Annotated in this window: 8 protein-coding genes and 2 pseudogenes; 3 read left to right on the top strand and 7 right to left on the bottom strand. The window is 69.0% G+C overall.

The window, feature by feature from the left end; genetic code table 11:
- Positions 1–37: 37 nt before the first annotated feature.
- From ABEB13_RS24865 to ABEB13_RS24855, 3 genes are read left to right on the top strand one after another with little or no spacing between them, the layout of a single operon-like run.
- Positions 38–1,015 carry an ABC transporter permease gene (locus ABEB13_RS24865; protein ID WP_345707264.1) on the top strand — a complete coding sequence of 326 codons (978 nt, stop codon included), beginning with the start codon at positions 38–40 and terminating at the stop codon, positions 1,013–1,015.
- 55 nt (positions 1,016–1,070) lie between these two features.
- Positions 1,071–2,147: an ABC transporter ATP-binding protein gene (locus ABEB13_RS24860; RefSeq protein ID WP_345707263.1), complete on the top strand. Its 1,077-nt coding sequence runs from the start codon at positions 1,071–1,073 to the stop codon at positions 2,145–2,147.
- Positions 2,148–2,179: 32 nt separating this feature from the next.
- A complete protein-coding gene (locus ABEB13_RS24855) occupies positions 2,180–3,262 on the top strand; it encodes an ABC transporter ATP-binding protein (RefSeq protein WP_345707262.1) in 1,083 nt (360 codons plus the stop codon).
- Positions 3,263–3,345: 83 nt separating this feature from the next.
- Here ABEB13_RS24855 and ABEB13_RS24850 read toward each other — a convergent pair whose 3' ends face one another.
- From ABEB13_RS24850 to ABEB13_RS24820, 7 genes and pseudogenes are all read right to left on the bottom strand, one after another.
- Positions 3,346–4,434: an ABC transporter ATP-binding protein gene (locus ABEB13_RS24850; RefSeq protein ID WP_345707261.1), complete on the bottom strand. Its 1,089-nt coding sequence runs from the start codon at positions 4,432–4,434 to the stop codon at positions 3,346–3,348.
- A pseudogene (locus ABEB13_RS24845) lies at positions 4,424–5,493 on the bottom strand (ABC transporter ATP-binding protein). The gene ABEB13_RS24850 and the pseudogene ABEB13_RS24845 overlap by 11 nt, the downstream one beginning before the upstream one ends.
- 30 nt (positions 5,494–5,523) lie before the next feature.
- Positions 5,524–6,552 (bottom strand): ABC transporter permease, encoded by a 1,029-nt coding sequence (locus ABEB13_RS24840; RefSeq protein ID WP_380232110.1) that lies wholly within the window; start codon positions 6,550–6,552, stop codon positions 5,524–5,526.
- Positions 6,545–7,467, bottom strand: a pseudogene (locus ABEB13_RS24835) (ABC transporter permease). Before ABEB13_RS24835 ends, ABEB13_RS24840 begins: the two are co-directional and overlap by 8 nt.
- Positions 7,468–7,533: 66 nt before the next feature.
- The gene (locus ABEB13_RS24830) at positions 7,534–9,177 is read right to left on the bottom strand and encodes a peptide ABC transporter substrate-binding protein (RefSeq protein WP_345707260.1); all 1,644 of its coding nucleotides are present in this window, start codon (positions 9,175–9,177) and stop codon (positions 7,534–7,536) included.
- 194 nt (positions 9,178–9,371) lie between these two features.
- On the bottom strand, positions 9,372–11,273 hold the full coding sequence (typA, locus tag ABEB13_RS24825) for a translational GTPase TypA (RefSeq protein ID WP_345707259.1): 1,902 nt from the start codon (positions 11,271–11,273) through the stop codon (positions 9,372–9,374).
- A gap of 259 nt (positions 11,274–11,532) precedes the next feature.
- Positions 11,533–11,700 (bottom strand): hypothetical protein, encoded by a 168-nt coding sequence (locus ABEB13_RS24820; protein WP_345707258.1) that lies wholly within the window; start codon positions 11,698–11,700, stop codon positions 11,533–11,535.
- Between the last annotated feature and the right edge of the window lie 51 nt (positions 11,701–11,751).

Raw genomic sequence — 11,751 nt, 5'->3', positions numbered from 1 at the left:
CGCCAACGGCGCCCTCACTCGGAAGAGCCCATCCCCAATGCTCAGATTTCTCACCCGCCGGGCGCTCGGCGCGATTGTCATCCTTTTCCTGCTGGTCCTGCTGACCTACCTGGCCGTGATGACGCTGCCGGTGGACCAGGCACAGCTGAACTGCCCGAAGGGCTGCACGCCGCAGCAGCTCGAGACGGTCCGGCACAACATGGGCCTGGACAAGTCGCACTTCGAGCAGATCTGGGACTACGTCAAGGGCCTGTTCGTCGGCACGCAGTACACCGACAGCTTCTGCAACGCCCCATGCCTGGGCTACTCGTACGGCCGGCACCAGTTCGTCTGGGACATCATCATGTCCAACTACCCGGCGACGATCATGCTGGCCATCGGCGGCTCCATCTGCTTCCTGGTCATCGGCGTGACACTGGGCATGATCTCCGCCTGGAAGCAGGGCAGCTGGTTCGACACCGCGGCGAGCTCGCTCTCGCAGCTCGGCCAGTCGACGCAGATCTTCTTCGTGGCACCGCTGGCGATGGCCCTGTTCGTGACGACGCTGCACTGGCTGGACAAGCCGGGGTACACGCCGTTCACCGACGACCCGATCGCCTCCATCACCGGCATGGTCCTGCCGTGGCTGGTCATGTCGATCATCTTCTGGTCGAACTACACCCGCCAGGTCCGCTCGCTGATGATCGAGCAGCTCTCCGAGGACCACATCCGGGCCGCCCGGGCCAAGGGCATGTCGAACCGCTACGTGTGGAGCCGTTACGCGCTCCGCGGCGCGATGGCCCCGATCATCACGATCTTCGGCCTCGACCTCGGCCTGGTCTTCTCCGGCGCCATCATCACCGAGGTGTCCTTCGGTATCCACGGCCTCGGCATGCTCGCCGTCCGCTCGGTGCTGACCCAGGACACCGCCCTGGAACTCGGCGTGCTGCTCTTCAGCGCCGCCGCGATCCTCATCTTCAACATCATCGTCGACGCCGCCTACGGACTCCTCGACCCCCGGGTGAGGATCGGATGACCGCCCGCGCATCCGTCATCGCCCAGCACCACTCCGCACCCGAGGAGATCCGACCGTGAGCACCCTCACCAAGTCCGAGGCCGCCGCCGAGACCGGCGCCGGCGGCGCGTTCCTCTCGGTTCGCGACCTGAAGGTCCGGTTCCGGACCGAGGACGGCATCGTCAAGGCCGTCAACGAGCTGAACTTCGACCTGGAGGCCGGGAAGACCCTCGGCATCGTCGGCGAGTCCGGCTCCGGCAAGTCGGTGTCGAACCTGGCCGTCATGGGCCTGCACAACCCGCGCAACACCACCATCGAGGGCTCCATCGCCCTGGAGGGCCAGGAGCTGCTCGGCCTGCCGCAGCGCGAGCTGGAGAAGCTCCGCGGCAACAAGATGGCGATGATCTTCCAGGACTCGCTGGCCGCGCTCTCGCCGTACTACACGATCGGCCGGCAGATCGCCGAGCCGTTCATGAAGCACACCGGCGCCTCCAAGAAGGAGGGCCGCGCCCGGGCCGTCGAGATGCTGGCGAAGGTCGGCATCCCGCAGCCCGACAAGCGCGTGGACTCCTACCCGCACGAGTTCTCGGGCGGCATGCGCCAGCGCGCCATGATCGCGATGTCGCTGGTCTGCAACCCGAAGCTGCTGATCGCGGACGAGCCGACCACCGCGCTCGACGTGACCGTGCAGGCCCAGATCGTCGACCTGCTGAAGGACCTCCAGCAGGAGTTCGGCACCTCGATCATCTTCATCACCCACGACCTCGGCGTGATCCGTGAGATCGCCGACGACGTCCTGGTGATGTACGCGGGCCGGGCGGTCGAGCGCGGCACCATGCGCGAGATCCTGAAGACCCCGCAGCACCCGTACGGCTGGGGCCTGCTCAGCTCGATCCCCCGGATCAACGCCTCGGTGGACGTCCCGCTGCGGCCGATCCCGGGCACCCCGCCGAGCCTGCTCAACCCGCCGTCCGGCTGCGCCTTCAACCCGCGCTGCGAGTACCGCGAGCTCGTGATCGGCGACAAGTGCCGCACCGAGCGCCCGCCGCTGGAGAGGGCGGACACCGACGGCCACCTGTCGGCGTGCCACCTCACCCCCGCGCAGAAGCAGTCCATCCTCACCGAGCAGATCCTGCCCCGGCTGAGCAGCTGATCAGGACCTCGGTAAAGGAGCAAGGAATTCCCATGAGCGCAGAGCAGACCCTGAGCGAGGCGGCGGCGAAGCCCGTGGCCCCCGGCAGCACCCTGCTGGAGGTCAGCGGCCTCACCAAGCACTTCCCGGTGATGGGCGGCTTCCCGTTCCGCCGCCAGGTGGGTGCGGTGCAGGCGGTCGAGGACGTGAGCTTCTCCGTCGCCACCGGCGAGAGCCTCGGCCTGGTCGGCGAGTCCGGCTGCGGCAAGTCGACCACCGGCCGGCTGATCACCCGGCTGTACGAGCCGACCCGCGGTTCGATCAAGTACCTCGGCCAGGACATCGCGCACGCCTCCCGCAAGGAGCTGGCGCCGATCCGGTCCGAGATCCAGATGATCTTCCAGGACCCGTACTCCTCGCTGAACCCGCGCCACACCGTGGGCACGATCATCAGCGGCCCGATGGAGATCAACGGCATCAACCCGGCCGGCGGCCGGGAGGCCCAGGTCAAGGAACTGCTGGAGATCGTCGGTCTCAACCCGGAGCACTACAACCGCTTCCCGCACGAGTTCTCCGGCGGTCAGCGCCAGCGCATCGGCGTCGCCCGCGCGCTCGCCCTGAACCCGAAGCTGATCGTCGCCGACGAGCCGGTCTCCGCGCTGGACGTCTCGATCCAGGCGCAGGTCGTCAACCTGCTCCAGGAGCTGCAGCGGGAACTGGGCATCGCGTTCGTCTTCATCGCCCACGACCTGTCGATCGTGCGGCACTTCTCGCAGCGCGTCGCCGTCATGTACCTCGGCAAGGTCGTGGAGATCGCCGACCGCGACTCGCTGTACACCGCGCCGCGCCACCCGTACACCCACGCGCTGCTGTCGGCGGCGCCGGACGCGGACCCGGACAGCGTCGCCAACGAGCGGATCCGGCTGGTCGGTGACGTCCCGTCGCCGATCAACCCGCCGTCGGGCTGCCGCTTCCGCACCCGGTGCTGGAAGGCCCAGGAGAAGTGCGCGACCGAGGAGCCGCCGCTGATCCAGCTCTCCGGCAGCGCCGAGGGCCACCTGACGGCCTGCCACTTCCCGGAGGACGGCACCACCAAGACCGCCGTCCCCGAGCAGCGGGACGCCGAAGCGAAGTGATGTGAACGGCGGGGCCCCTTCGGTGCCCGGTTTCCTCGGAAGCCGGAGCTCGAAGGGGCCCCGTCATCGTTCCCGCCCCGGCGCTACGTCCTGTCCGCCTCGCGCTCGGCCGCGAAGTGGCAGGCCGACTCGTGCGCGGCCTTGCCCTCCAGCCAGGAGCGGACGGCAAGCGCCGGGTCGTCGTGCGAGCACTTCTCCTGGGCCAGCCAGCACCGGGTCCGGAAGCGGCAGCCGGACGGCGGCTTGGCCGGCGACGGCACGTCGCCGGTGAGCACGATCCGGTCCTTGGCCTCGCGGGCCGCCGGGTCCGGCACGGGCACGGCGGAGAGCAGCGCCTGGGTGTAGGGGTGGGTGGCGTGGTCGTAGATCTCCTCGTCGGAGCCGATCTCGACCATCCGGCCCAGGTACATGACGCCGACCCGGTCCGAGATGTGCCGGACGATCGACAGGTCGTGGGCGATGAACATGTAGGAGAGGTTGAACTCCTTCTGGAGCTGCTCCAGCAGGTTGATCACCTGGGCCTGGACGGAGACGTCGAGGGCGGAGACGGGTTCGTCGCAGATGATGACCTCGGGCTTGAGCGCGAGGCCGCGGGCGATGCCGATGCGCTGGCGCTGGCCGCCGGAGAACTGGTGCGGGTACCGGTTGATGTACTCCGGGTTGAGTCCCACCACGTCCAGCAGGTCCTGCACCGCCTTGCGGCGCTCGCCCTTGGGCGCGACCTCCGGGTGGATCTCGTACGGCTCCCCGATGATGTCGCCGACGGTCATCCGCGGGTTCAGCGAGGTGTACGGGTCCTGGAACACCATCTGGATGTTGCGCCGGACCGCCTTCAGCGCGCCGCCGGACAGGCCGGAGATCTCCTCGCCCTTGAACCGGACCGAGCCGCTGGTGGCCGGCTCCAGGTTCATCAGCACCTTGGCCAGGGTCGACTTGCCGCAGCCGGACTCGCCGACGATGCCCAGGGTCTCGCCCTGCATCAGGTCGAAGGAGACGCCGTCGACGGCCTTCACCGCGCCGATCTGCTTGCGGATGACGATGCCCTGCGTCAGCGGGAAGTGCTTGACGAGGTCCCGGACCTGCAGGATCGGCTCGCCGCGCGGCACCTCCTGGGCGAAGGCGACCTCCTGCGGCAGCGCGGCCTCCGCCGCGCCCGTCCCGTCAGACGTCATGGACGGTCTCCTTCCAGAAGAAGCAGGCGCTGCCCCGGCCCTGGACGGGCGTGCCGTCGTCCTCGGTGACCTCGAACAGTGTGGGCACCTCCTGCCGGCAGATGTCCTGGGCGCGCGGGCAGCGCGGGTTGAAGGCACAGCCCGGGGGATCCGCAGCAGGTTGGGCGGCAGTCCCTTGATCGCGTAGAGCTCCTGGCCCTTCTGGTCCAGCCGGGGGATGGAGTCCAGCAGGCCCCGGCTGTAGGGGTGGGCCGGGTTCGCGTACAGCTCCTTGACCGGGGCCGTCTCGACGATCCGGCCCGCGTACATCACCGCGATCTTGTCGGCGACGTCGGCGACCACGCCGAGGTCATGGGTGATCAGGATGAGGCCCATGTTGTACTCGCGCTGGAGCTCCGCCAGCAGGTCCATCACCTGGGCCTGGACGGTCACGTCCAGGGCGGTGGTGGGCTCGTCCGCGATGATCAGGTCCGGCTCCAGGGCCAGCGCCATCGCGATCATGATGCGCTGCCGCATGCCGCCGGAGAACTGGTGCGGGTAGTCGTTCACCCGCTCCTTGGCCGCCGGGATGCGGACCCGGTCCATCAGCTCGACGGCCTTGGCCCTCGCGTCCTTGCGGGAGGCGCCGCGGTGCACCCGGTACATCTCGCCGAGCTGGGCGCCGACGGAGTGGACGGGGTTCAGCGAGGAGAGGGCGTCCTGGAAGATCATGGCCATCTGTTCGCCGCGGACCTTCCGGCGCTCCTCGGCGCCGAGCTTCAGCAGGTCGCGGCCCTTGAAGAGGATCTCGCCGCCGGTGACGTAGCCGGGCGGGGTGTCCAGGATGCCCATGATGGCCTGGGCGGTGACGGACTTGCCGGAGCCGGACTCGCCGAGGACGGCGAGCGTCTCACCGGCGGCGACCGAGTAGTCGACGCCGTTGACGGCCGTGGCGACGCCCTCCCTCGTCCGGAACTCGACGTGCAGCCCGCGCACGTCGAGCAGGGGGCCGTCCGGGGTCGGGGCGCCGGAGTCCCGCGGGTCGATCCGGATGGCGCTTTCGCCGTCGTCGCTACTCATGCCGCTGTCCATGGTTGGTGGGGGCCCCTCTCAGCGCAGCTTGGGGTCAAGAGCGTCGCGGACCGCGTCGCCGAGCATGATGAAGGCCAGGACGGTGAGGCTCAGTGCCCCGGCCGGGTAGAGCAGCATGTGCGGGGCGTTGCGGAAGGTGGCCGAGGCCGAGGAGATGTCGATGCCCCACGAGACCGTGGGCGGCTTCAGGCCCACGCCGAGGAAGCTCAGGGTGGCCTCCAGGGCGATGTAGGTGCCGAGGGCGATGGTGGCGACCACGATGATCGGCGCGACGGCGTTGGGCAGGATGTGGCGCAGCATCAGCCGGGAGTTGCTGGCCCCCAGGGCCCTGGCCGCCGTCACGTAGTCCTGCTGTTTGGCGGTGATCACGGCGCCTCGGCCGATGCGGGCGATCTGCGGCCAGCCGAGCACCACGATGAACGCCACCACGATCCAGATCGACCGGCTGGGGATGACCGAGAGGAAGACCAGGCCGCCGAGCAGGATCGGGATGCCGAAGAAGATGTCGGCGACGCGGGAGATGACCGAGTCGGACCAGCCGCCCAGGAAGCCGGCCAGGCCGCCGAGCACGGTGCCGACCACCGCGGCGCCGACGGTCGCGCAGACGCCGACCGTGATGGAGGCACGGGCGCCGTAGATCGTGCGCGAGTAGACGTCGCAGCCCTGGCCGTCGAAGCCGAACGGGTGGCCGGACTCGGGCCCCTGCTGGGCCTTCGACAGGTCGCACTGCAGCGGGTCGGTCGAGGTGAACAGGCCGGGCCAGATCGCCACGATGACCAGGAAGACGATCAGCAGCCCCGAGATGATGAAGATGGGGTTGCGGCGCAGGTCCCGCCAGGCGTCCTGCCACAGGCTGCGGGGCTGGACGCGTTCGTCGACGGCCGGGACCTCGGACTCGTCGTGCAGCCGCTCGTTCTTGATTAAAGTCTGGGCCTCCATGGTGCCCAGGTCGAAGGTGCGGCTCTCGACGGCACTCTGGATCTCCTCCTCCTCCGTGCCGGCGTCGGCGAGGGGGTCGGCCTTGTTGTACTTCTCTTGGTCAGGCATACCGGATCCTCGGGTCCAGGACCGCGTAGAGCAGGTCGACGAGCAGGTTGGCCGCCAGGTAGACGATGATCAGTACCGTCACGAAGCCGACGACCGTCGCGGTGTTCTGGCGGACGATGCCCTGGTAGAGGTAGTAGCCGACGCCGTGGATGTTGAAGATCCGCTCGGTGACCAGGGCGCCTCCCATCAGGGCGCCGAGGTCGGCGCCGAGGAAGGTCACGACCGGGATGAGCGAGTTGCGCAGCAGGTGGTTCAGCACCACCCGGCGGCGCGGCAGGCCCTTGGCGACGGCGGTGCGCACGTAGTCGGCCTTGGAGTTCTCGGCGACGGTCGTCCGGGTGAGCCGGGCGACGTAGGCGAGGAGACCGAGGCCAGCACGATGCCCGGCAGCAGCAGCGAGTTGAGGGTCAGCGGATCGCCGGCGGTGGCCGGCAGGACGCCCCACTTCACGCCGAACAGGTACTGGAGCACGTAGCCGGTGACGAACGTCGGGATCGAGATGACGACCAGGGTGAAGACCAGCACCGTGTTGTCCGACCAGCCGCCGCGGCGCAGGCCGCTGATGAGGCCGAACCCGACGCCGAAGATCACCTCGATGGTGAAGGCGACCGCGGTGAGCTTGATCGTCGCGGGGTAGGCGGTGGCGAGCAGCGAGGTGACCGACTGCCCGTTGAAGGTGGTGCCGAAGTCCCAGCGGAACAGGTTGCTCATGTAGATGAGGTACTGGAGCCACAACGGGTCGTTGAGGTTGTACTGCTCGCGGATCTGCTGCGCGATGACCGGGTCGGGCGCCTTGTCGCCGAACAGCGCGTTCACCGGGTCGCCGAGTGCGTGGACCATCACGAAGATCAGGAAGGTGCTCCCCAGGAACACCGGGATCATCTGGAGCAGGCGTCTGATGACGTAGCGTCCCATGCGAACCTCCAACGGGCCGCCGGAGCGGTGGCGGCGGGGCCTGCGGGCCCCGCCGCCGCCTGCCGGTTACTTGACGGTGATCTGGTCGTAGACCGGGACGCTGAAGGGGTTGAGGAGGACGTTGTCGACCTTGGAGGACCAGCCGACGGTGCCGTTCTGGTACCAGAGCGGGATGGCCGGGAGGTCGGGGATGAGCAGCTTCTCCGCGTCCTGGAACTGGGAGACCGCGGCGGCCTTGTCCGGGTTCGCGTTGGCCTGGTTGACCAGGCTGTCGAACTGCGGGTTGGCATAGCCGGAGTCGTTGGACGAGGCACCGGTGAAGTACAGCGGCTGCAGGAAGTCCTGGATCAGCGGGTAGTCCATCTGCCAGCCGGTGCGGAAGGCGCTGGTCATCTTCTTGGTGGTGACCTGGTTGCGGAAGTCGGCGAAGGTGCCGATCGGGTTGCCGACGCAGGCCTTGGTGTTGCCGAGGGCGTTGTTGATGCTGTTGCAGACCGCGTCGACCCACTCCTTGTGCGGGCCGTCCGCGTTGTAGGAGATGGTGAGCTGGCCGCCGGGGATGCCGCCGCCCTGCTGGATCAGCTGCTTGGCCTTGGTCGGGTTGTAGGTGCAGGTCTCACCGCACAGGCCCTCCTTGAAGCCGCCGGCCTCGCCCAGCACCGGCGAGGTCCAGTCGGTGGCGGGGGTACGGGTGTTGGTGAAGACCACCTTGGTGATGGTGGGCCGGTCGATCGCCATCGAGATGCCCTGGCGGACCATCTTGGCGCCGGCGGTGTTCCAGGCCGGGTCGTACAGCGGGAACGAGATGGTCTGGATGATGCCGGCCGGGGTGTTGAGGAAGCGCCCGTTGAGGTCGGAGTCGACGGTCTTCAGGGCGCTGTTCGGCAGGCCGTTGTTGACGTCCAGGTTGCCGGCGAGGAGGTCCGCGTAGGCCGCGTTGGTGTCGGTGTAGACCTTGAGGTCGATGCCGCCGTTCTTGGCCTTGTTGGTGCCGCTGTAGCCGGTGAACGGCCGCAGCTGCATCTTCGCGCTCTTGGTCCACGAGGTGATCTCGTAGGGGCCGTTGCCGACCGGCTTGTTGAGGTACGCCGCGTGGTCGGAGAAGAAGCTCGCCGGGAGCGGGACGTAGGCGGAGTAGCCGAGGGTGGCCGGCCAGGTGGAGAACTTCTGGGTCAGGGCGACGGTGAAGGTGTTGTCGTCGACGACCTTGAGGCCGGACATGGTCTGCGCGGTCGGGTTGCCGGAGGCCGGCGCGACCTGGTCGTAGCCCTGGATGTAGGAGAAGAAGCTGCTGTTGAGCTGCTTGTTGGTGGCCAGCGCGCCGTAGTTCCACGCGTCCACGTAGGACTTGGCGGTGACCGTGGTGCCGTCGCTGAACTTCCAGCCGGGCTTCAGCTTCACCGTCCAGGTCTGCTGGTCGCTGGAGGTGATCGAGTCGGCGTTGGCGTTGTTCGGAGCGCTGGTCTTGGGGTCGTACGAGACCAGGCCGGTGAAGATCATGTTGAGGACGGCGCCGCCGTTGACCTCGTTGGTGTTCGCCGGCTCCAGCGGGTTCTGCGGGTCTCCCCACCAGGCGGTGACGACACCGCCGCCGCTTCCGCTCGCGCCGCTGCCGCCTCCCCCGCTGCCGCTGCTGCCGCAGCCCGTGGCCACGAGGGCCACGCTCGTCGCGACGACCAGGGCCCAGCGCACTCGGGTGGCTGCAGGCATGAGGCTCCTCCTCGGGGTGTAGGACTCATCACACCCCATCGAAGGATCGGGCCACCGGTGGCGCGAGCTGGATACCGCCGGATGGGTGCAGGGGGACGCCACCAGGGCGCGGGAGCCACCCGGGCGGCCCCGGAACGCGGCCGGGCCGGCCTCCGCCCCGAGGGGTGGAGGCCGGCCCGTCGAAGCGGCTGGGGTCAGCCCTTCTTGGCGCGCGAGGCGGTGCGGCCCCGGTCCTTCGCGTCCAGGACGACCTTGCGGATGCGCACGGTCTCCGGCGTCACCTCGATGCACTCGTCCTCGCGGCAGAACTCCAGCGACTGCTCCAGCGAGAGCTTGCGCGGCGGGACGATCGACTCGGCCACGTCGGCGTTCGAGGAACGCATGTTGGTGAGCTTCTTCTCCTTGGTGATGTTGACGTCCATGTCGTCGGCGCGCGAGTTCTCGCCGACGATCATGCCCTCGTACACCTCGGTGCCCGGGTCGCAGAAGAGCACGCCGCGCTCCTGCAGGTTGGTCATCGCGAACGCGGTGACCACGCCGGAGCGGTCGGCGACCAGCGAGCCGTTGTTGCGGGTCACCAGGTTGCCGAACCACGGCTCGTGGCCCTCGTGGATCGAGTGCGCGATGCCGGTGCCGCGGGTGCTGGTGAGGAACTCCGTACGGAAGCCGATGAGGCCGCGGGACGGCACGACGAACTCCATGCGCACCCAGCCGGAGCCGTGGTTGGACATGTTGTCCATGCGGCCCTTGCGGACGCCCATGAGCTGGGTGACGGCGCCCATGTGCTCCTCGGGCACGTCGACGGTCAGACGCTCGACCGGCTCGTGGACCTTGCCGTTCACGTCCTTGGTGACGACCTGCGGCTTGCCGACGGTGAGCTCGAAGCCCTCCCGGCGCATGGTCTCGATGAGGATGGCCAGCGCCAGCTCGCCGCGGCCCTGCACCTCCCAGGCGTCGGGGCGCTCGGTCTCCAGGACGCGCAGCGAGACGTTGCCGATCAGCTCGCGGTCCAGGCGGTCCTTCACCTGGCGGGCGGTGACCTTGCGGTCCTTGACCGTGGACTTCGCGTCCGCGCCCTTGCCGCCGCCGCCGCGGCCGACCAGCGGCGAGGTGTTGGTGCCGATGGTCATCGAGATCGCCGGCTCGTCGACGGTGATCAGCGGCAGCGCGATCGGGTTCTCCGGGTCGGCGAGGGTCTCGCCGATCATGATGTCGCCGATGCCGGCGACGGCGCAGATGTCGCCCGGGCCGGCCACCTCGGCCGGCTTGCGGGTGAGCGCCTCGGTCATCAGCAGCTCGGAGATCCGGACGTTCTGGATCGAGCCGTCGCGCTTGATCCAGGCCACCGTCTGGCCCTTGCGCAGCTCGCCCTGCTCGACGCGGAGCAGCGCGATGCGGCCGAGGAAGTTGTCGGCGTCCAGGTTGGTGACGTGGGCCTGGAGCGGGGCCGCCTCGTCGAAGGTCGGCGCGGGGACGTGCTCCAGGATGGTGGAGAAGAACGGCTCCAGGCTGGTGGAGTCGGCCGGGACGGTCCCGTTCTCCGGCTTGGTCAGCGAGGCGACGCCGTCACGGGCACAGGCGAAGACGATCGGGAACTCGATCTGGTCCTCGTCCGCGTCCAGGTCCAGGAACAGGTCGTAGGTCTCGTTGATGACCTCGTCGATCCGGGCGTCCGGACGGTCGGTCTTGTTGATGCAGAGGATGACGGGGAGGCGCGCCGTCAGGGCCTTGCGCAGCACGAAGCGGGTCTGCGGCAGCGGGCCCTCGGAGGCGTCGACCAGCAGGACGACGGCGTCGACCATGGACAGGCCGCGCTCGACCTCGCCACCGAAGTCGGCGTGGCCCGGGGTGTCGATGATGTTGATGGTGATCGGAGCCCCGCCGTCCTTGGGGTGGTACTTGACGGCGGTGTTCTTCGCGAGAATGGTGATGCCCTTCTCGCGCTCCAGGTCGTTCGAGTCCATCATGCGGTCGTCGAGGTGCTGGTGGGCCGCGAATGCGCCGGCCTGCTTCAGCATGGCGTCGACCAGCGTGGTCTTGCCGTGGTCGACGTGGGCGACGATGGCGACGTTACGGATGTCGTTGCGCGTGGGCATGCTGAGCGGATTCTCCCGGTTCGTGGGTTTCGGCGCCCGGCTGCGTGACGCCGACTTGCGATCCCTGTCGATCGCCGCCGCCCGTTCCCGCCTGCTACTACCGGTCCACCCGCCGGGCACACCATGCCACGGCTCCCCCATGGTACGGGGAACCGGCCTCCGGGGCCGAAACGGCGGGTGGCACCGGGTGCAAGATCACAACTGGGCCACGGACCGGACGTACCCGACCGGGATGCGCGACCCTGCTCCGGTGACTCGATCATCGACCGCCGACCCCGCCCGCACCCGTAGCCGGATGCTGGGTGCCCTCGTCCTCTTCTGCATCGGCGCGGCCCTGCTCCAGGGCGGCGACGCCCGGGCGTTCCGGCCCCTGGAGACCGGGGCCTGGGCCGGCGTGGGCGCCCTGCTGGGCCTGCAGAGCTCGCATCTCGCCGGGCTGCTCCTGGGCCGGGTCGCGGGCGCCCCGGTCGTCGCGGTG

It is taken from the genome of Kitasatospora paranensis, assembly GCF_039544005.1.
Taxonomy (GTDB): Bacteria; Actinomycetota; Actinomycetes; order Streptomycetales; family Streptomycetaceae; genus Kitasatospora; species Kitasatospora paranensis.
Note: the sequence above shows the minus strand (reverse complement) of the source record. Positions and strands in the feature narration are given on the sequence as shown.

What these genes read in the sequence shown, in the direction of transcription:
- ABEB13_RS24820 (WP_345707258.1), bottom strand. Translation starts at nt 11,700, where the DNA reads ATGCGAGCTCTGCAGGCCCAGCAGGGCGCCCACGCCGGCCCAGGCCCC.
- ABEB13_RS24855 (WP_345707262.1), top strand. Translation starts at nt 2,180, where the DNA reads ATGAGCGCAGAGCAGACCCTGAGCGAGGCGGCGGCGAAGCCCGTGGCC.
- ABEB13_RS24840 (WP_380232110.1), bottom strand. Translation starts at nt 6,552, where the DNA reads ATGCCTGACCAAGAGAAGTACAACAAGGCCGACCCCCTCGCCGACGCC.
- ABEB13_RS24850 (WP_345707261.1), bottom strand. Translation starts at nt 4,434, where the DNA reads ATGACGTCTGACGGGACGGGCGCGGCGGAGGCCGCGCTGCCGCAGGAG.
- typA (WP_345707259.1), bottom strand. Translation starts at nt 11,273, where the DNA reads ATGCCCACGCGCAACGACATCCGTAACGTCGCCATCGTCGCCCACGTC.
- ABEB13_RS24830 (WP_345707260.1), bottom strand. Translation starts at nt 9,177, where the DNA reads ATGCCTGCAGCCACCCGAGTGCGCTGGGCCCTGGTCGTCGCGACGAGC.
- ABEB13_RS24865 (WP_345707264.1), top strand. Translation starts at nt 38, where the DNA reads ATGCTCAGATTTCTCACCCGCCGGGCGCTCGGCGCGATTGTCATCCTT.